Origin of the sequence: Streptomyces sp. BBFR2, from assembly GCF_044497305.1 — a bacterium.
In the GTDB taxonomy this organism is placed as follows: Bacteria; Actinomycetota; Actinomycetes; order Streptomycetales; family Streptomycetaceae; genus Streptomyces.
This window is the reverse complement of sequence record NZ_CP172415.1, coordinates 6,387,501-6,406,756: the sequence shown is the minus strand read 5'-3', so window position 1 is coordinate 6,406,756 and position 19,256 is coordinate 6,387,501. Positions and strand designations below refer to the sequence as shown.

The following is a 19,256-nucleotide window of genomic DNA, read 5'->3' as shown; positions in this document are numbered from 1 at the left end:
GCTCTCCCGGGCGGCCCACCGCTGCGGGGCCCGGGCGCGCCGCCCCGCCGTCTCAGCCCCCGTCCGGCCCCGCCGCCTCCCGGCTCTGCCATTCGCTTGTCCCCGGGCGGCGCGGCGGCGGTACGGCCCGCCGGACCGCGGGCCAGGCGACGGGCCAGGTGTGCACCGGCTCGCCGGACCGCATGAGTTCGCCGTAGCGGCGGGTCATCCCGGCCAGCGCGGCCCCGCGGTCCAGGCCCTGCTCCCGTGCGTGGTGGTAGGCGGCGGTCTGCCAGGAGGCGCCGTTGGTGCGGCGGGCGCAGCGCTCCTCGATGATGCCGAGGTAGCGGTCCCGGTCGGCCGGTTCGACACCCCAGGCGTCCAGCCCGGCGGCGGCCAGCGGCAGCAGCTCCTGCCGGACCAGCCGCGTCACCGGCGTCTCCACGACACCGCCCCGCCCCGGACGCGGCCAGCGCAGCGTGGCGTCGATGCCGTGACGGCAGGCGGCGGTGAAGTTCTCCGCGGCGGCGGCGAACGGCAGCCGGGTCCACACCGGACGCGGCTCCTCCGCGAGCGCGCGCACCAGCCCGTAGTAGAAGGCGGTGTTGGCGAGGACGTCGGCGACCGTCGGACCCGCCGGGAGTACGCGGTTCTCGACCCGCAGATGCGGTACGCCGTCGGCGATCCCGTACACCGGCCGGTTCCAGCGGTAGACGGTGCCGTTGTGCAGCACCAGTTCCGCGAGGTCCGGTACACCGCCCGCGTCGAGGACGCGCAGCGGGTGCTGCTCTCCGCAGAGCGGCAGCAACGGCGGGAAGTACCGCACGTTCTCCTCGAAGAGGTCGTACGCCGAATCGATCCAGCGCTCCCCGAACCAGGTACGCGGGCGCACCCCTTGGGCCTGGAGTTCCGGCGGCCGGGTGTCGGTGGCCTGCTGGAAGACCGGCGGCCGCGATTCGCGCCACAGCTCACGGCCGAAGAAGAACGGCGAGTTGGCGCCGACGGCCACCTGGACGGCGGCGAGCGCCTGGGCCGCGTTCCACACCGCGGCGAACCGGCCGGGCGTCACCTGGAGATGCAGTTGTACGGAGGTGCACGCGGCCTCCGGGGCGATCGACGGCGACCGGGCGACGAGCCGCTCCACACCCTGGATGTCGAGCGCGAAATCCTCACCGCGCGCCGCCCGCATTTCGTCGTTGAGCAGGAAATAGCGGTCGTTCTCGGAGAGGCTGGCTGCGGTGAGATCGGTGGTGTCCAGCGTCGGCAGAATGCCGATCATCATGACCCGGGCGGCCACTTCACGGGCTTTGCGGTCGGCATAGGCGAGCGCGGTACGGAGTTCCTCGGCGAGCTGCTCGAAGACCTGGCCGTGCAGCCGGTGCGGGGTGATGTTCACTTCGAGATTGCAACGGGCGAGTTCGGTCTGGAAATCCTGGCTCGCGATACGTTCCAGCACCTGGGAGTTCATCATCCGGGGCAGTCCGTCGGCCCCGGCGAGATTGAGTTCGATCTCCAGGCCCACCAGGTTTTTCGGCCGGTCGAACCGTTTCTCCCCCAGCAGCCTCGCCAACCCCTCAAGACACTCCTGAAGCTTTCTTCGATAACGCTCCCGGTCCGCCAGGCCGATGCCGTCCGCGGCGACCTTCTCCCCCATCGAAGGGTCCTTCCTCCAGTGGACGGCCCGCAGCCACGGGCCGTCCGGGGCCGTCCCCGGCACCACCGGGGCACGCGTCACGGTCGATGATGCCCCGGCGGTCTGATCCATAACGCCTCAAGGGCGTTCGGCTGCCGATAGGCTCGAAGTGGCTCGGAGCCCGGCACGTACCGTTGGCATATTGCACGGACATCCCCCGCACGCAATTACCCGGAAATACACCGGAAAGATTCGGCCTACCGCACGGCGGCAGAATATCAAGGCGGTTTACCCACCCTCCTCACAAAGAAGGAGAAAACGCCTCCGCAGCCGGTCCGGATTGCCCCTTGCCGGAAATTACGGGCGCGTTTAGCGGAAACACCGCTGGAACATACGTCGTATAAACTCCGTTCACGAGGCGGAGACTTGGGCCCCGTGTCGCGTTGCGCGCTCCCGCGCGGAGAAACGCGCCGGGGCCGGCTCCGACCCCGCACGCTGACAGTGCCGTCGGCGTCCACCGCGCACCACCGTGTCTCCCGAGTGAGAGGCGACTCACCATGCCGCTGCATGTACCCGCTGCCCCCGCGCCCGCCCTGCGCAGCGTCCTCACCGCTCTCGGCTCGCCCACCGCCGTCCGTGAGGCCCGCCCCGCCGCACTCCGCGCGTACCAGGGCCCGCTGAGCGCCGACCATCCGCTCCCGGTCCACATCCTGGACGGCATCGGCCGCACCGGCGTCCCGCCCCGCACCCGCCTGGCCGGGTGGCGGTTCCTGGTCCTCGGCGGTGAGCGGCCGGTCGCGGCGGCCGAGGCGCGGCTGACGGCGGACGGCTGGGCGTTCGCCCACTTCTGCGGCGGCCCGTACGTCACGGCGACCGAACAGGCCCTGCACCAGGCCGAATCGCTCACCGCCGGGTACCAGCCACGGCTGCTGTCCGTACCGGAGCTGTACATGCTGACGCTGTGGCTGCACCACGACACCGCCTCCGACGGCACCTCGGGGACGCCGGCGCCGGGCGATCTGCTGGTGCCGCTCGCCCCCGCCCCGCCCGGGATCGCCGCACACCTCCCGCAGCGGGTGGCCGACCTCCTGCCGCGGCTCAGCGACCGTCTCGCCCCGCCGCCGCTCCTCGGCTCCACCGCCTGAGGACGTCCGGACGTACCGGCGGACGGGACCGACCGCCCGGACCGGCGCGTTCCGCACGGCGTACGCACCACCTCACCGAGCGCCCCGCGAGCCCTCCAAGGCCGCGGGGCGCTCGGCCGTACGACCCCTGTGCACCCGTCCGCCGCCTCTCCTCCAACCGCTGTGGCACGACGCGCATTTGGGCGCAACCGCCCGCACGGGTGACACGTCCGTACCGAGTGCGTACCACTGCTGCGAAATCCCTGCGGAAATCCGTCCGCAGGGCAACACTTGAGTCCAACCGAAGGAAACGGGGGAAGCGGCCATGACCACTTCGAGTTCATCGAGCCGCACGACGACGTTCACCCATCCGCAGCGAAAGACAATGCCCATGTGTCAGCACCAGCCGCCCTGCCCGACCGCCGACTCCACCGACCGGGAAGCCGCACATCCTGTGGCGCACCACCCGGAGCAGGGCTGGAGCCTGTTGTGCAACGGCGTTCTCCTCTTCGAGGACACCGGTGAGCTTCTGCCGGACGGTCAGGTCATCGCCCCGCACCGTCCGGACGGCACACCCCGGGTCGCCACCACCGTCTGACCCGTCGCACGTCAAAGGGCCCCCGGCGTCATCGCCGAGGGCCCTCATCGCTGCGCGGGCGTCAGCCGTCGTACTCCGTCAGCGGCGGGCAGGAGCAGACGAGGTTGCGGTCGCCGAAGGCGCCGTCGATACGGCGGACCGGCGGCCAGTACTTCTCCGCCGCCACGACACCTGCCGGGAAGACGGCCTCCTCGCGGGTGTACGGGTGCGCCCACTCACCGCCGAGCGCGTCCGCGGTGTGCGGGGCGTTGCGCAGCGGGTTGTCGTCCTTGTCCCACTCGCCGCTGCCGACCTTCTCGATCTCCGCGCGGATGGCGATCATCGCGTCGCAGAAGCGGTCCAGCTCGGTGAGGTCCTCGCTCTCGGTCGGCTCGATCATCAGCGTGCCGGCCACCGGGAACGACATCGTCGGGGCGTGGAAGCCGTAGTCGATGAGGCGCTTGGCGACGTCGTCGATGCTCACGCCCGTGGCCTTGGTGAGCGGCCGGACGTCGATGATGCACTCGTGCGCGACCAGCCCGCCGGGCCCGGTGTAGAGCACCGGGTAGTGCGGCTCCAGGCGCTTGGCGATGTAGTTGGCGGAGAGCACCGCGACCTGGGTGGCGCGCTTGAGGCCCTCACCGCCCATGAGACGGACGTACGCCCAGGAGATCGGCAGGATGCCGGCCGAACCCCAGGGAGCGGCGGAGATCGGGCCGACACCGGTCTCCGGGCCCGCGGTGGGCTGGAGCGGGTGGTTGGGGAGGTACGGCGCGAGGTGCGCGCGGACGCCGACCGGGCCGACGCCGGGGCCACCGCCGCCGTGCGGGATGCAGAAGGTCTTGTGGAGGTTCAGGTGCGAGACGTCGCCGCCGAACTTCCCCGGCTCGGCGAGCCCGACCAGCGCGTTCAGGTTGGCACCGTCCACGTAGACCTGGCCGCCCGCGTCGTGCACCGCGGCGCAGATCTCGGTGATGTGCTCCTCGAAGACGCCGTGCGTCGACGGGTAGGTGACCATCAGGACGGCCAGCTCGTCGCGGTGCTTGTCGATCTTGGCGCGGAGGTCGTCGGTGTCGACCTCGCCGTCCTCACCGGTCTTGACGACGACGACCTTCATCCCGGCCATCACGGCGCTCGCGGCGTTGGTGCCGTGCGCCGAGGACGGGATGAGGCAGACGGTGCGCTGCTCGTCACCGTTGGCGCGGTGGTACGCGCGCACCGCCAGCAGACCGGCCAGCTCACCCTGGGAGCCGGCGTTCGGCTGGATGGAGACCTTGTCGTAGCCGGTGACGGCGGCCAGCCGCTCCTCCAGCTCCTGGATGAGGGTGAGGTAGCCCTGCGCCTGCTCGGCGGGGGCGAAGGGGTGCAGTTGCCCGAACTCCGGCCAGGTGACCGGCTCCATCTCCGTCGTCGCGTTCAGCTTCATCGTGCAGGAGCCGAGCGGGATCATGCCGCGGTCGAGCGCGTAGTCCTTGTCGGACAGCCGGCGCAGGTAGCGCAGCATCGCGGTCTCGGAACGGTGCTGGTGGAAGACGGGATGGGTGAGGTAGCCGTCGGTACGCAGCAGGCTCTCGGGCAGCGCGTCGGCGGCCGCCGCGTCCAGTTGCTCGACGTCACCGCAGACGCCGAAAGCGCGCCAGACGGCGGCGAGCTGCGTCCGGCCGGTGGTCTCGTCACAGGCGATGCCGACGTGGTCCGCGTCGGTCAGGCGGAGGTTGACACCGGCCTCCCGGGCAGCCGCGACGACGTCGGCGGCCCGTCCCGGCACCCGGGCGGTGAGGGTGTCGAAGTACGCGCCGTGCACCAGCTCCACGCCACCGGCCTTCAGCCCCTCGGCGAGGACCGTGGCGTAGCGGTGGGTGCGGCGGGCGATGGCGGCCAGCCCGTCCGGGCCGTGGTAGACCGCGTACATCCCGGCCATGACGGCGAGCAGCACCTGCGCGGTACAGATGTTGCTGGTCGCCTTCTCACGGCGGATGTGCTGCTCACGGGTCTGCAGGGCGAGGCGGTACGCCTTGGTCCCGTCGGCGTCGACGGAGACGCCCACCAGGCGGCCGGGCAGGCTCCGGGCGAACTTCTCCCGTACGGCCATGAAGCCGGCGTGCGGACCGCCGAAGCCCATCGGCACACCGAAACGCTGGGTGGTGCCCACCGCGATGTCGGCGCCCAGCTCGCCCGGAGAGGTGAGGAGGGTCAGGGCCAGCAGGTCGGCGGCGACGGTGACGACCGCGCCCAGCTCCTGGGCCTGCGCGATGACGGCACGGGGGTCGCGGACCGCGCCGGACGCCCCCGGGTACTGCAGCAGCACACCGAAGACGCCCCGCTCGGCGATCTCGGCGGGGATGCCGTCACTCAGGTCGGCGACGACGACCTCGACGCCGGTGGGTTCGGCGCGCGTCCGGATGACGGCGACGGTCTGCGGCAGGCAGTCGGCGTCGACGAGGAAGACGCCCTGCTTGACCTTGCCGACCCGCCGGGAGAGCGCCATGGCCTCGGCGGCGGCGGTGCCCTCGTCCAGGAGCGACGCGCCGGAGGTCGGCAGGCCGGTGAGGTCGGCGACCATCGTCTGGAAGTTCAGCAGCGCCTCCAGCCGCCCCTGCGAGATCTCCGGCTGGTAGGGGGTGTACGCCGTGTACCAGGCGGGGTTCTCCATGACGTTGCGCAGGATCACCGGCGGGGTGAACGTGCCGTGGTAGCCGAGGCCGATCATCGAGGACAGGACCTGGTTGCGCTGGGCGAGTCCGCGCAGCTCGGCGAGGACCTCCGCCTCCGAACGGCCCTGCGGCAGCCCCAGCGCCTCAGCGCTCTTGATCACGTCGGGCACCGCGGTGGCGGTCAGCTCGTCCAGCGAACCGAATCCGACCTGCGCGAGCATCTTCGCCTGCGCCTCGTGGTCCGGACCGATATGCCGGTGCTCGAAGGGCGTACCGCGCTCCAGCTCGGTCAGGGGGATGCGATTGGTGGTCATCTGCGGGGGCCTCCTGGTCTCAACGACCTACGAGGGGCACCACGGCGCTGGTGCCCGGACGGCCTCCCCCTCTGTCATCTCAACCTGAGAGCTTCACCGGCCCGCGACCGCGGCCCGGCTTTCACCGTCGGTGAGGAGGGGTTCCGGCGCTGCGTCGTCCGTGGCCCGCCCTGCTTTCCAGAGTGACCTCGTCCGAGCGGTACGTGTGCCTGAGAGTTTCCGGGGAGGATTTGCTCCTTCGGCGTCCGCGCCGCGAACGACGTGGACTCTCCCGCACGGGGTCAGCGGCCATTTGCCAGCCTACCAGCGCGTCATCCGGGGGATCCTTCGAGTGGCCGACATGGGAAATGTGCCGTTTGGTAGGTGTGACCAGGCAGTTGCGACCAGTTGGAGGGGCCGTGCAAACCGATATCGACCCGCGGAGCCTGATCGGCCGCAAGGCATACGACCGCCAAGGCGCCAAGATCGGCACCGTGGACGAGGTCTACCTCGACGACGCCACCGGCGAACCCGAATGGGCGGCAGTGCGCACCGGACTTTTCAGCCGCGACGCCTTCGTCCCCCTGGAGCCGAGCCGCCTGGTCGACGACGCCCTGCACATCCCTTACGACCGCAAGCTGATCAAGGGCGCCCCGGACTTCGGCGTCGGCCGCCACCTCTCCCCCGAGCAGGAACTCCAGCTTTACCACCACTACCGACTGGACATCACCTCCCCCGCGGACATCGAGCGGCCCCCCGCCGACAAGAACTTCGGCAACATCGCGGGAGCGGACGACTGACCCACGGGAGCGGACGACCGGCCCGCTCACCGACGATCCGAGCCTCGATCCCCGGGCGCTGGTGCAGACCCTGGCGCCGACTCCGGCTCCGGCTCTGCCGCCCACTCCGACTCCGCCTCCGCCTCTGCCGCTGGTGCTGGCTCCAGCTCCAGCTCGGGCTTCGGCTCTGCCGCTGGCTCCGGCACTAGCTTCGGCTCGGGCTCGGACACTAGCTCCGGCTCCGGCCCTAGCACCGGCCGACCGGATATCGAGCGGCCGGACATTCCCTCCGGCCCGCCTCCTCCGCTCCTGACCGGCACCGCTCCCGCGCCCGTCCCGCCCCGCCCCGGGTCCGGCGTCGGCGCGCCGCCCACCAGCGGCAGCGGCTCCCCGGGCCGTAGCGCCGGATCGTCCACGGCGAAGGTCTTCACCCGCCCCGGCGCCGACCACGGCTGCTCGAACCGCACCGTCACCCGCCCCACCCCGCTGCCTTGCACCCACCCCGCGCCGTAGTCGTCATGGACGACGTCCAGCCCGGGATGCCAGCGGCGCGGCCGCTCCTCCTGCGGTTCCGCCTCGCCCCTCGCCGCCCCGCTCTCCGCCGCTTCCAGGGCCTGCTGCGCCGCTTCGACGGCCTCCCGCTCCGTGGCGAGCTGGGCGAAGAGATCCTCCTGGGTGAAGTCGGCCAGCCCGCTCACGCCCACGCCCAGCAGCCGCACCCCGCCCGTGGTGTCGACCAGGTCCAGCAGGCGGACGGCCGCCTCCCGCACCACCGCGGGGTCATCGGTGGGCCCGCGCAGCGTCTCCGACCGCGTCAGGGTCGAGAAGTCGTAGTTCCGCACCTTGATCACGACCGTACGACCGGAACGGCCGGCGGCCCGCAACCGCTCCACACACCGCTCCGCCAGCCGCACCAGTTCGTTGCGCACCCGGGTGCGGTCGGTGAGATCGACCTCGAAGGTGTCCTCCACCGACACCGACTTCGCGTCCCGCTCCGCGACGACCGGCCGGTCGTCCCGGCCCAGCGCCATCGCGTACAGCCCCGTCCCGTGCGCCCTGCCCAGCAGCCGCACCAGCTCCGCCTCCCCCGCCTCGGCGGTCTCCGCGACGGTCGTGATCCCCGCCCGGCGCAACGCCTCGGCCGTCGCCGGTCCGACGCCCGGCAGGGTACGGACGGTCATCGGCCCCAGCAGCTCCCGTTCGGTACCCGGCTCGATGATCCGCAAGCCGTCAGGCTTGGCCGCCTCCGACGCGATCTTGGCCAGCATCTTGGCCCCGGCCAGCCCCACCGAACCCGTCAGCCCCGTGACCTCCCGGATGTCGCGCCGCAGCCGCTCACCGACCGCGCGGGCCGACCCGGAGTCGTCCGCGACACCGCCCGCCTCCAGATCGACGAACGCCTCGTCCAGACTCAACGGCTCGACCAGCGGCGACAGCGCGTGCAGCAGCTCCATCACACTGTCGCTGACCCGGCGGTAGACGGAGAAGCGCGGACTGAGATACGCCGCGTTGGGGCACAGCCGGCGGGCCTGGGCCGTCGGCATCGCCGATCGCACCCCGAAGACCCGCGCCTCGTACGACGCGGTCGAGACGACGCCGCGCGGCCCGATCCCGCCCACGACCACCGGCTTACCGCGCAGGCTGGGCTTGGCCGCCTGCTCGGCGGCCGCGAAGAACGCATCCATGTCGAGATGCAGAATCGTCGGCGCACGTCTCACACGACCGATGCTGCCGCATACCACTGACAATCGGCCCCGAGCAGGGCCGGAGCGTCCGGCGAAGGACCGCCGGGAACGGCCGGGGCTCAGCCCGCGCGGTTGCGCCGCCGGGCCAGCTCGTCGTGCGGGTTCTGCCCCGCCAGGGTCTCCCCCGTGTCCACCCGCTCACCGTGCAACTGGGACAGCGCGCTCTCCACGTCCCGCCACACCACACCGATGGCGATGCCGAAGACGCCCTGCCCGCCCTGCAGCAGATCGACCACCTGATCCGGAGAGGTGCACTCGTAGACCGTCGCGCCGTCGCTCATCAGCGTCATACGCGTCAGATCGGCCGGCTGCCGGGAACGCAGGTGCTGCACCGCGGTGCGGATGTTCTGGAGCGACACGCCGGTGTCCAGCAGCCGCTTGACGATCTTCAGGACGACGACATCCCGGAAGCTGTAGAGCCGCTGGGTGCCCGAGCCGTACGCCGGGCGGACGCTCGGCTCGACCAGCCCCGTACGGGCCCAGTAGTCGAGCTGCCGATAGGTGATGCCCGCGGCCGCGCACGCGGTCGGACCGCGGTAGCCGACGGTCGCCGTTCCCCGCTCCGCCGGGACCGCGGTGGCCTGTACCGGGGTGCGGTCCGCCGTCACGTTCGAGGGGAGCGGCAGCGCCCCTTCCGCCGTACCGTCGCCGGTGATTGCCACGCCGCCCTCCGTCCTCCACGTCCCGGACGGGACCTGCCATATCGACGGTATGCAGTCACTCGGGGTGCGTCAACGATCGCCGCGCTCGCCACGCCGAGTGATAATCACCCCACGAGTGGTTTCCCGCGACCTTGGACGGGGAAGACCTGGCTGGTTGACCGAAAAGCGTCAGCCGGTGGCCGGTTCTCGCGGAACGCCGCGAGCCACCGCCACCGGCCGCTGTCACTGACTGTTGGTGCCGAAGTCCTCGGGCGAGATCTGATCGAGGAACTCGCGGAACTTCTCCACCTCGTCCTCCTGCTCGTCCGGGATGGCGATACCTGCATCGTCCAGCACACCGTCGGTGCCGAAGATCGGCGTACCGGTGCGCAGCGCCAGCGCTATGGCGTCGGACGGCCGTGCGCTGACCTCCACCCCGCTGGCGAAGACCAATTCGGCGTAGAACACCCCCTCGCGCAGGTCCGTGATGCGGACCTGCGTCAGCTCCTGGCCCACCGCTTCCAGCACGTCCTTGAAAAGGTCGTGCGTCAGCGGCCTGGCAGGGACCATGCCCTGCTGGGCGAAGGCGATGGCGGTGGCCTCCCCCGGCCCGATCCAAATGGGCAGGTAACGATCGCCTCCCACCTCCCGCAGGAGCACGATCGGTTGGCTGGAAGGCATTTCCACCCGGACACCCACGACGTCGAGCTCGTTCACACAGCAACCCTAGGACGTGCCCGGCAGGTTTGGGTAGTCGGGCAGATATTTGCTCATGGGAGAGGGGTCCGCAGCGCGCTCTGAACGAGCGCGGCGTGCAACCGCACGGAAAGCGTGGCCAGCTCCCTGGCCGTGGCCTCCGCATGCGCCCTGGTCTGCGGATTACGGTGCCGCCGCAGCGGCGCCACGACCTGTTCCACCAGGCCGGCCTCGCGCTCCGCGGCCGCCTTCACGGCGCGCAGATGGCGCGGTTCGAGCCCGAAACGGCCGAGCTCCGCGACGAGCCGGGCGATCCCGACGGCGTCGCCACCGTAGCCGCCGTCCGCATCGGGCGTGAGCAGGCCGTACGACTCCCACTCGGCCAGCTCCGCCTCGTCCACCTCGGCGGCGGCGAGCAGCTCGGCGCGGCCGATGCGGGCCGTAGCGGGCCGCTCCTCGTCCAGCTCGGGGGCGCCCTCCAGCAGGTCACGGGAGGGCGCCGGGACGGGCAGCGGCGGCTCCTCGCCGCGCTCCTGGGCGTCGAGGTGCTCGCGGATGACCTTCAACGGAAGGTAGTGGTCCCGCTGCATCCGGAGCACGCTCGCGAGCCGCTGGACGTCGGCGGTGGTGAATTTGCGGTACCCGGAAGGCGTACGCGTCGGCTCGACGAGTCCCTCGGCCTCCAAGAAGCGGATCTTGGAGATCGTGACCTCGGGGAATTCCTCGCGCAGCAGGCCGAGCACCGCACCGATGCTCACCGGCTTGCCGTCCGAGGAGGTGGTGCCGGACGTACCGGCACCACCTGTCGGTGTATGACGCATATGCCTTCCCTGGCCGGTCAGATCCCCGCGCCCCGCTGGCTCGGGTAGAAGACCAGGCGGTACTTACCGATCTGCACCTCGTCGCCACCGGCGAGGGCGACGGAGTCGATCCGCTCGCGGTTGACGTAGGTGCCGTTGAGGCTGCCGACGTCGGCGACCGTGAAGACACCGTCCTGACCTCGGCGGAACTCCACATGGCTGCGGGAGACCGTCACATCGTCGAGGAAGATGTCGCTCTGCGGATGACGGCCGGCCGTCGTCAGCTCCCCGTCCAGCAGGAAGCGGCTGCCGGAGTTGGGCCCCCGGCGGACGATCAGCAGCGCGGAGCCCAGCGGCAGGGCGTCGACCGCCGCCTGCGCCTCGGGCGACAGGGCGGGGCTGAGGTTCTGCCCCGTGGTCTCCCCGTCGTACGCCTCGATACCCGAGATCGAGATCGTCGACGTCGTCTCGGACGGACGCTCGGGCTGTCCGCCACGCAGCGGCGCTCCGCACTGCGAACAGAACTTGCCCGCCTCGGCGTTCCGGTGGCCGCACCGCGGACAGGCCAAGGCCGCCGCGCCCTGGGCGCCTATGCGACCGGCACCGGACGGATCACCGGCACCCGCCCCGGGAGCACCCGCGACCTCGTCGCGGAAGAGCGGACGGTCGGCGTCGCTCTCCTCGGGCCGGCTCGGGGCGCGGTGCCGCGCCGTGCCGCTGCCGTCCTCCTGACGTGCACTCTTGCCGAACAGCTTTCCAAACAACTTCACGGGCGATTCCCCTTGTACGAAACAGACCCGCCCGTGGGGCAGGACGAACCCTCGATGCACACACCGGCCGATCCGGACATCCTGTGAACGTCCGCGGCCTTCAGACAGTTTCCCTCACACGCCCCATACACGGTGCGTCGACCCCCCGCTACCTCATGCCCTTCCCGGGCCATCCCCATACGCGTCTCTCTCACTGCGATGACGACCGAGCGTAGTCAGGCCGCTTCGCCTCTCGCAAGGCGTCCACAATGATCTTCTGCTCATCCGTGACACCCACCGTGGCCTGCTCCTTTTCCAGAGTCTGCACCACGCCACCGGGGATGTTGAGCGCCGGCTCCAGATCCTGCGGCTTCCCGATGACCTTGAAACGGTACGGCTGCACGACCCTCCTGCCGTCGATCTCCACCCCGCCGCGGACGTCCGAGAGGTAACTGTTCGCAACGATACGGACGTCGTTCACCTGGATCGCCTCGGCTCCCGCGGCGCGCAGTTCCTGGATCGTGTCGAGCAGCTTGTCCGCCTCCACGGAGTGCGTCGGGTCGTCGATGGTCAGGTTGATGCCGGGCCCCTGGGCCGCGACGGTCCCGGCCAGCACACCTAGCTGCTGTTCCTTCTCCACGGTCTGCTTACGCGCCTCCTCGGCCTGGTCCGAGCTGTTCTCCAGCTCGGTCTTCTGCCCCTCCAGGCGCCGCTGTTCGTCCGTCAACCGCTGCGAGCGGTTGTCCAGTTCGTCCAGGATGCGCACCAGGTCCTCCTGGCGCGCGCCCCGTAGCGCGCTGCTGTCACTGGTGGAACGTACCTGAATCGCCAGGCCGAGGCCGAGAATGAACAGCAGGACCGCGACGATCAGTTGAGCGCGGGTCAGCTGCGGCGGCCACAGGGCGGCGCGCAGCCGCTGGCGCCCGGTCAGCGGCGAGCCCCCGCCGTCGCCGCCCGTCGCGGCTCCGTCCGGCCGCCCACCGGCACCGTCACCGCCGCCCGAGGAGCCCCCGGACGCGGTACTTCCGTCAGCCGGATCGTGGGTGCCGGTCTCACCGTCCCGACCTGCGCGTCCCGCTCCGGCATCCGGCCGCGCCCGGTTCTCGGGCGGCATCGGCCGCCGGTCCGCCGCCGACCGCCCGGCCGCCCGGTCCTCGCCCTCGGCCTCCGGAAGCTCGCGACGTACGGGAGCCTCGTCGGCCTCCGGAAGCTCGCGACGTACGGAAACCTCGTCGGCGTCGGGAAGCTCACGGCGTGCCGGAGCCTCGGCCTGCGGGCGGCGCGCCGGGAGCTCCGCCTCCGGGCGGCGCACCGGAGCCTCGGGCCGCGGACGGCGTGCGATCTCTCCGCCCCGCTTCCGCTCCGGTGCCGGTGCGCCCTCCGTGAACGTGTCCTCCTCCGAACGCCGCGCCCCGTCGGCGGAGGTGTCACCCGCCGTGCGTTCCGGCTCGGGTGTCTCGTCGTTCGCCATCGGCCTCACGCCCTGAAGATGTGCCGGCGGATCGCGGCGGCGTTGGAGAAGATCCGGATGCCGAGCACCACGACCACGCCCGTGGAGAGCTGGGCGCCGACGCCGAGCTTGTCCCCGAGGAACACGATCAGGGCGGCGACCACCACGTTCGACAGGAACGACACGACGAAGACCTTGTCGTCGAAGATGCCGTCCAGCATCGCGCGCAGACCGCCGAACACGGCGTCCAGCGCGGCGACCACAGCGATGGGGAGGTAGGGCTCGACCACCGTCGGCACCACGGGCCGGACCACGAGCCCGACCACGACCCCCACGATGAGCCCCAATACGGCGATCACGATGTGCCCTTCCCTATGTCGGCGCCGTCCGCCTTCGCGGCGCCCGTCTGCGGCTTTGCGGTGCGTACGATCAAACTGGGCGCGGGCGGCAGGGTGACCTCACCCTCCGCGGAAATCCGGGTGCGCACGCCGTAGTTCTCCTGCAGCACGTGCAGATACCGGCCGTCGACGCTGTCCTGGAACGCGGTGCTGAGCCGCTGCCCGTCCCCCACCGCCAGCACCGTGTACGGCGGCACCAGCGGTTTGTTGTCGACCAGTATGGCGTCTCCCGCCGCCCTGATCGCCGAGAGGGACGTCAGCCGCTGCCCGTTGACGGAGATCGCCTCCGCTCCCGCCTGCCACAGGCCGTTGACCACACGCTGCATGTCCCGGTCGCGTACCCGTCCGGTGTCGGAGAAACCGTTGCTCTCCCTGGGGCCACCCCCGTTCCCGGACGCCGCGTCCTTGGCGTCATCGACGACGAGCTTCACGCCGGGGCCGGTGACCTGCGTCGAACCGGCCAGCAGCGCCAGCAGCTCGGCCTTGTCCCCGCCGTGGCGCCGCAGGGCTTCGCGCTGCATGGCGTCCACGGAGTCGCGCAGGGCGTCGACCCGGTGCTGCCGCGCGTCGGCCTGGTCGGTGCCCTTCTGGATGCGGTTGATCAGCTCTTCGCGCTCTTTCGCCAGCGTCGGTGCGGATATCCGCGCCTGCGCGGCGCCCACCGTCACCACCACCGCGGCGAGCACCAGACCGGCGGCGAGCCCCAACTTCGCACGCAGCGTCCGCGGCAGCCCTCCGCCGACGCCCGCGGCGGCCTTCCGTTCGGCGGCCTCCGCGTAGCCGTCGTCGAGGCTGTGATCCATCACGTTGGTCAGCAGCGACATGGACGCGTCGGGGCGCGCGGCCGGTCTCCGGGGGCTGCTCCGATCGGGGCGCTGCTGCGACATGCCGCACATCGTCGCACGTCGCCCGCGCGGTCTCCCAATGGCCCCACCGGCGCGCCGAATCGCGGCGCGCCGGTGGGCACCAGGTCAGCGGCCCGCGCCGTCAACCACCGTTGACCACTCGTCCAGCAGTCGGTCCGCGGACGCCTCGTCGGGGCCTTCCGCCCACAGGTGCGTGACCGCCTCCGCGGGGTCGGGGAGCACGAGCACCCACCGCCCGTCCGCCTCCACCACCCGGACGCCATCGGTGGTGTCCACGGACCGGTCCCCGGCGGCCTCGACGACGTTCCGCATGACCAGGCCCTTGACCGCCCACGGCGTCGCGACGTCCCGGCGCCGCACATGGGCCCGAGGGATCCGTGCGTCGATCTGGCTGAGCGTGATCTGCGACCGCGCGATCAGCCCGAGCAGCCGTACGAACGCGGCGGAGCCGTCGAAGACGCTGCTGAACTCCGGGATGATGAAGCCGCCGCGCCCGTCACCACCGAAGACCGTGCCGTCCTCCCGCCCGACCCGCGTCAGATCATCCGGTGACGTCGTCGTCCACTCGACCTGCGTGCCGTGGTACGCCGCGACCTGTTCGGCGATACGGGTCGTCGTCACCGGCAGCGCCACCCGCCCGCTGCGGCGCTCCGCGGCGATCAGATCCAGCATCACCAGCAGCGCACGGTCGTCCTCGATGATCCGGCCCCGCTCGTCCACCAGCGACAACCGCTCGCCGACCGGGTCGAAGCGCACACCGAACGCCGCCCGCGACGACGCGACGATCTCGCCGAGGCGGACGAGTCCCTTGCGCCGGGCATCGCCCGTCTCGGTCGGCCGCGCTTCGTTCAGGCCGGGATTGACGGTGAGGGCGTCCACACCGAGGCGGCCCAGCAGGCTCGGCAGGACCAGTCCGGCACTGCCGTTGGACGCGTCGACGACGACCTTCAGCCCGGATTCCGCGAGCCCTTCGGTGTCCACGGCCCGCAGCAAGGACCCGGTGTACGAATCGAAGACGCTGGACGGGAAACGCAGATCACCGATTTCCCCGGGAAAGGCACGGCGGTATTCCTGGCGGGCGTAGACACGGTCGAGTTTGCGCTGCCCGGCCTGGGAGAGGTCGGCTCCGCGCGCGTCGAAGAACATGATGTCGACGGAGTCGGGAACGCCCGGCGTGGTGCGGACCATGATGCCGCCGGCGCTGCCCCGCGCGGTCTGCTGCCGGGCAACCGGCAGCGGCACATTCTCCAGGTCCCGTACGTCTATGGCGCTGGCCTGGAGCGCGGAGATCACAGCGCGTTTGAGCGCGCGGGCGCCCCGGGAATGGTCGCGTGCCGTGGTGACCGTGGCGCCTTTCTTGAGGGTGGTCGCATACGCGCCGGCGAGCCGCACGGCCAGTTCCGGCGTGATTTCGACGTTGAGGATTCCGGAGACCCCGCGGGCGCCGAAAAGATGTGCCTGCCCCTTCGACTCCCAGATCACCGACGTGTTGACGAAGGCGCCGGCCTCGACCGTCTTGAACGGGTAGACCCGCACATTGCCCTGGACGATCGATTCCTCACCGACCAGACATTCATCGCCGATGACCGCGCCGTCCTCGATCCGGGCGGCGCTCATGATGTCGGTGTTCTTCCCGACCACACAGCCCCGGAGATTGGTCCGGGGGCCGATGAAGACGTTGTCGTGCACGACCGCCTTATGGAGGAACGCACCGCTCTTCACCACGACGTTGGAGCCGATGACCGTGTGCTCGCGGATCTCCACATCCGCCTCGACCTTGGCGTAGTCCCCGATGTACAGCGGACCGCGCAGTACGGCGTCGGGATGGACATCGGCGCCTTCGGCCACCCAGACACCTGGCGAGATCTCGAAGCCGTCGATCTCGACATCGACCTTGCCGTCCAGGACATCGGCCTGGGCCTTCACATAGCTTTCGTGGGTGCCGACGTCCTCCCAGTAGCCCTCCGCGACATAGCCGTAGATCGGCTTGCCTTCCTTCATCAGTTGAGGGAAGACGTCACCCGACCAGTCGACGGAGACATCGGACTGGACGTAGTCGAAGACCTCGGGCTCCATGACGTAGATGCCCGTGTTGACGGTGTCCGAGAAGACCTGGCCCCAGGTGGGCTTTTCCAGGAACCGTTCGACCTTGCCGGCCTCATCGACGATGGTGATGCCGAACTCGAGGGGGTTGGGAACCCTCGTCAGACAGACGGTGACGAGGGCACCCTTCTCCTTGTGAAAGCGGATGAGGTCGGTGAGGTCGAAGTCGGTGAGGGCGTCACCGGAAATCACGAGGAAGGCGTCGTCCCGCAGGGCTTCTTCCGCGTTCTTCACGCTGCCCGCGGTGCCGAGGGGTTTTTCCTCATTGGCATAGGTGAGTTCCATGCCGAGCTCTTCGCCGTCGCCGAAGTAGTTCCGGACGAGTGAGGCGAGGAATTGCACGGTTACCACGGTCTCGGTGAGACCGTGCCGTTTCAGCAGCCGCAGTACATGCTCCATGATCGGCCTATTGGCCACGGGGAGCAGGGGTTTGGGCATGCTGGACGTCATGGGGCGAAGGCGTGTGCCTTCGCCGCCGGCCATCACAACGGCCTTCATGTCGGAAGCGTCCTCCTCTAAGAGACGACGGTCTTGCCGACTTCACCCGTCTGGATCGCCCACTGTTCTCACGTACGGGCGCCAGGTGGCACTGGTATTACCTGTTCGGCGAGCTCAGTCGGCTGTGGCGTCCGCCCTGATGATCCTGCGGACCTGAACCACGTAGAGGATTCCTGCCCACCAGTAGAGCGCCGTACCCCATCCGGCGAAAGCCCATCCGAAAACAGCAGCGAGGGTATGGAGCCAGCCGTGCCCGTCACTGAGAAGGAGCAGCGGGAAGGCGTACATGAGGTTGAACGTCGCCGCCTTGCCGAGGAAGTTCACCTGGGGCGGACCGTATCCGTGCCGGCCCAGGAATCCGACGGCGATCAGCAGCATGAGTTCCCGCGCCACCAACGCCACGGTGAGCCACAGCGGCAGGATCTCCCGCCACGTCAGTCCCACGAGAGTGGAAAGGATGTACAAACGGTCCGCGGCCGGATCGAGGATGCGCCCCAGGCTGCTGATCTGGTTCCAGCGACGGGCGAGTTTGCCGTCGAGATAGTCGCTGACTCCGCTCAGGGCCAGGACGAGCAGTGCCCAGCCATCGGCCTTGGGCCCGCCGAATTCCGGCCACAGAATCAACCACAGGAACACCGGCACGCCGACCAGGCGCGCCATGCTCAGAATATTGGGGATGGTGAGGACGCGATCCGTCTGGACCCGCGTCTCCTGGACCTCCACGCGGGGGCCTCCTGTGGGAAATGTGCGGACAATGCCCCCTGACCCTACCTGCCGGCCCGAGCGCGCCGTGCCCTGGGGCTCCGCATCTCCCCCGAAACGCAAAAATGCTCCGGTCTCCGCAACCTGTACTGGTTGCGGAGACCGGAGCTAAAAATTGTTCGGCGGCGTCCTACTCTCCCACAGAGTCCCCTCTGCAGTACCATCGGCGCTGAAAGGCTTAGCTTCCGGGTTCGGAATGTAACCGGGCGTTTCCCTAACGCAATGACCACCGAAACACTATGAAGTTAACCAACCCGGCACAACACAGGTCGTTACTTCAGAACCTACACAGTGGACGCGAGCAACTGAGGACAAGCCCTCGGCCTATTAGTACCAGTCAACTCCAACCGTTACCGGTCTTCCATATCTGGCCTATCAACCCAGTCGTCTACTGGGAGCCTTACCCCATCAAGTGGGAGGGAGCCCTCATCTCGAAGCAGGCTTCCCGCTTAGATGCTTTCAGCGGTTATCCTTTCCGAACGTAGCCAACCAGCCATGCCCTTGGCAGAACAACTGGCACACCAGAGGTTCGTCCGTCCCGGTCCTCTCGTACTAGGGACAGCCCTTCTCAAGACTCCTACGCGCACAGCGGATAGGGACCGAACTGTCTCACGACGTTCTAAACCCAGCTCGCGTACCGCTTTAATGGGCGAACAGCCCAACCCTTGGGACCGACTCCAGCCCCAGGATGCGACGAGCCGACATCGAGGTGCCAAACCATCCCGTCGATATGGACTCTTGGGGAAGATCAGCCTGTTATCCCCGGGGTACCTTTTATCCGTTGAGCGACGGCGCTTCCACAAGCCACCGCCGGATCACTAGTCCCTACTTTCGTACCTGCTCGACCCGTCAGTCTCACAGTCAAGCTCCCTTGTGCACTTACACTCAACACCTGATTGCCAACCAGGCTGAGGGAACCTTTGGGCGCCTCCGTTACCCTTTAGGAGGCAACCGCCCCAGTTAAACTACCCACCAGACACTGTCCCTGATCCGGATCACGGACCCAGGTTAGACATCCAGCACGACCAGAGTGGTATTTCAACAACGACTCCACAACCACTGGCGTGGCCGCTTCACAGTCTCCCACCTATCCTACACAAGCCGAACCGAACACCAATATCAAGCTATAGTAAAGGTCCCGGGGTCTTTCCGTCCTGCTGCGCGAAACGAGCATCTTTACTCGTAGTGCAATTTCACCGGGCCTATGGTTGAGACAGTCGAGAAGTCGTTACGCCATTCGTGCAGGTCGGAACTTACCCGACAAGGAATTTCGCTACCTTAGGATGGTTATAGTTACCACCGCCGTTTACTGGCGCTTAAGTTCTCAGCTTCGCCATGACGAATCATGACTAACCGGTCCCCTTAACGTTCCAGCACCGGGCAGGCGTCAGTCCGTATACATCGCCTTACGGCTTCGCACGGACCTGTGTTTTTAGTAAACAGTCGCTTCTCGCTGGTCTCTGCGGCCACCACCAGCTCACGGAGAAAATCCGATCACCAGCAATGGCC

At 69.3% G+C, this 19,256-nt stretch carries 15 protein-coding genes, 2 rRNA genes and 1 riboswitch (1 of these 18 only partly in view); of the genes, 3 read left to right on the top strand and 14 right to left on the bottom strand.

Features of this window, described 5'->3' with window-relative positions; all coding sequences use genetic code 11:
* Positions 1-52: 52 nt before the first annotated feature.
* Entirely contained in the window at positions 53-1,633 is a 1,581-nt protein-coding gene (locus ACGH2B_RS26395; RefSeq protein ID WP_399094849.1) for a glutamate-cysteine ligase family protein, read from the bottom strand.
* 536 nt (positions 1,634-2,169) lie between these two features.
* Here ACGH2B_RS26395 and ACGH2B_RS26390 point away from each other — a divergent pair.
* Positions 2,170-2,757 (top strand): hypothetical protein, encoded by a 588-nt coding sequence (locus ACGH2B_RS26390; RefSeq protein WP_399094846.1) that lies wholly within the window; start codon positions 2,170-2,172, stop codon positions 2,755-2,757.
* A gap of 370 nt (positions 2,758-3,127) precedes the next feature.
* The gene (locus ACGH2B_RS26385) at positions 3,128-3,334 is read left to right on the top strand and encodes a DUF5999 family protein (protein ID WP_399094843.1); all 207 of its coding nucleotides are present in this window, start codon (positions 3,128-3,130) and stop codon (positions 3,332-3,334) included.
* A gap of 61 nt (positions 3,335-3,395) precedes the next feature.
* Here ACGH2B_RS26385 and gcvP read toward each other — a convergent pair whose 3' ends face one another.
* Positions 3,396-6,281, bottom strand: coding sequence for an aminomethyl-transferring glycine dehydrogenase (gcvP, locus tag ACGH2B_RS26380; protein ID WP_399094840.1), 2,886 nt, complete (start codon positions 6,279-6,281; stop codon positions 3,396-3,398).
* A 187-nt stretch (positions 6,282-6,468) separates the two neighbouring features.
* Positions 6,469-6,565: riboswitch (glycine riboswitch) on the bottom strand.
* Between the two features lie 63 nt (positions 6,566-6,628).
* On the opposite strand from gcvP, the gene ACGH2B_RS26375 reads away from it, so the two are divergent.
* A complete protein-coding gene (locus ACGH2B_RS26375) occupies positions 6,629-7,060 on the top strand; it encodes a PRC-barrel domain-containing protein (protein WP_399094837.1) in 432 nt (143 codons plus the stop codon).
* Positions 7,061-7,086: 26 nt separating this feature from the next.
* On the opposite strand, the gene ACGH2B_RS26370 is transcribed toward ACGH2B_RS26375, so the two are convergent.
* The 12 genes from ACGH2B_RS26370 to ACGH2B_RS26315 all read right to left on the bottom strand — a co-directional run.
* Positions 7,087-8,757 carry a DNA polymerase IV gene (locus ACGH2B_RS26370; RefSeq protein WP_399094834.1) on the bottom strand — a complete coding sequence of 557 codons (1,671 nt, stop codon included), beginning with the start codon at positions 8,755-8,757 and terminating at the stop codon, positions 7,087-7,089.
* 86 nt (positions 8,758-8,843) lie between these two features.
* On the bottom strand, positions 8,844-9,446 hold the full coding sequence (locus ACGH2B_RS26365) for a MerR family transcriptional regulator (protein ID WP_399094831.1): 603 nt from the start codon (positions 9,444-9,446) through the stop codon (positions 8,844-8,846).
* Between the two features lie 222 nt (positions 9,447-9,668).
* The gene (locus ACGH2B_RS26360) at positions 9,669-10,142 is read right to left on the bottom strand and encodes a bifunctional nuclease family protein (RefSeq protein ID WP_006606439.1); all 474 of its coding nucleotides are present in this window, start codon (positions 10,140-10,142) and stop codon (positions 9,669-9,671) included.
* 53 nt (positions 10,143-10,195) lie between these two features.
* Positions 10,196-10,942, bottom strand: a complete 747-nt coding sequence (locus ACGH2B_RS26355; RefSeq protein ID WP_399094829.1) for a MerR family transcriptional regulator — start codon at positions 10,940-10,942, stop codon at positions 10,196-10,198.
* A gap of 17 nt (positions 10,943-10,959) precedes the next feature.
* Entirely contained in the window at positions 10,960-11,751 is a 792-nt protein-coding gene (locus tag ACGH2B_RS26350) for an FHA domain-containing protein (protein WP_399094826.1), read from the bottom strand.
* A gap of 130 nt (positions 11,752-11,881) precedes the next feature.
* A complete protein-coding gene (locus tag ACGH2B_RS26345; RefSeq protein ID WP_399097349.1) occupies positions 11,882-12,784 on the bottom strand; it encodes a DUF881 domain-containing protein in 903 nt (300 codons plus the stop codon).
* A gap of 362 nt (positions 12,785-13,146) precedes the next feature.
* Positions 13,147-13,479 (bottom strand): small basic family protein, encoded by a 333-nt coding sequence (locus tag ACGH2B_RS26340; protein WP_030282870.1) that lies wholly within the window; start codon positions 13,477-13,479, stop codon positions 13,147-13,149.
* Positions 13,476-14,414 carry a DUF881 domain-containing protein gene (locus ACGH2B_RS26335; protein ID WP_399094823.1) on the bottom strand — a complete coding sequence of 313 codons (939 nt, stop codon included), beginning with the start codon at positions 14,412-14,414 and terminating at the stop codon, positions 13,476-13,478. The genes ACGH2B_RS26340 and ACGH2B_RS26335 overlap by 4 nt, the downstream gene beginning before the upstream one ends.
* Before the next feature lie 75 nt (positions 14,415-14,489).
* On the bottom strand, positions 14,490-16,985 hold the full coding sequence (locus tag ACGH2B_RS26330; RefSeq protein WP_399094820.1) for a sugar phosphate nucleotidyltransferase: 2,496 nt from the start codon (positions 16,983-16,985) through the stop codon (positions 14,490-14,492).
* A 114-nt stretch (positions 16,986-17,099) separates the two neighbouring features.
* Positions 17,100-17,708, bottom strand: coding sequence for a CDP-alcohol phosphatidyltransferase family protein (locus tag ACGH2B_RS26325; RefSeq protein ID WP_399094817.1), 609 nt, complete (start codon positions 17,706-17,708; stop codon positions 17,100-17,102).
* 156 nt (positions 17,709-17,864) lie between these two features.
* Positions 17,865-17,981: ribosomal RNA gene (gene rrf / locus ACGH2B_RS26320) — 5S ribosomal RNA — on the bottom strand.
* Positions 17,982-18,054: 73 nt separating this feature from the next.
* Positions 18,055-19,256: ribosomal RNA gene (locus ACGH2B_RS26315) — 23S ribosomal RNA — on the bottom strand; it runs 1,919 nt beyond the window's last position.

Bases quoted from the DNA above. Each gene is read 5' to 3' on its own strand.
- ACGH2B_RS26345 (WP_399097349.1), bottom strand. From the start codon at position 12,784: ATGCCGCCCGAGAACCGGGCGCGGCCGGATGCCGGAGCGGGACGCGCA.
- ACGH2B_RS26375 (WP_399094837.1), top strand. From the start codon at position 6,629: ATGTGCCGTTTGGTAGGTGTGACCAGGCAGTTGCGACCAGTTGGAGGG.
- gcvP (WP_399094840.1), bottom strand. From the start codon at position 6,281: ATGACCACCAATCGCATCCCCCTGACCGAGCTGGAGCGCGGTACGCCC.
- ACGH2B_RS26335 (WP_399094823.1), bottom strand. From the start codon at position 14,414: ATGTGCGGCATGTCGCAGCAGCGCCCCGATCGGAGCAGCCCCCGGAGA.
- ACGH2B_RS26355 (WP_399094829.1), bottom strand. From the start codon at position 10,942: ATGCGTCATACACCGACAGGTGGTGCCGGTACGTCCGGCACCACCTCC.
- ACGH2B_RS26390 (WP_399094846.1), top strand. From the start codon at position 2,170: ATGCCGCTGCATGTACCCGCTGCCCCCGCGCCCGCCCTGCGCAGCGTC.
- ACGH2B_RS26395 (WP_399094849.1), bottom strand. From the start codon at position 1,633: ATGGGGGAGAAGGTCGCCGCGGACGGCATCGGCCTGGCGGACCGGGAG.
- ACGH2B_RS26330 (WP_399094820.1), bottom strand. From the start codon at position 16,985: ATGAAGGCCGTTGTGATGGCCGGCGGCGAAGGCACACGCCTTCGCCCC.
- ACGH2B_RS26385 (WP_399094843.1), top strand. From the start codon at position 3,128: ATGTGTCAGCACCAGCCGCCCTGCCCGACCGCCGACTCCACCGACCGG.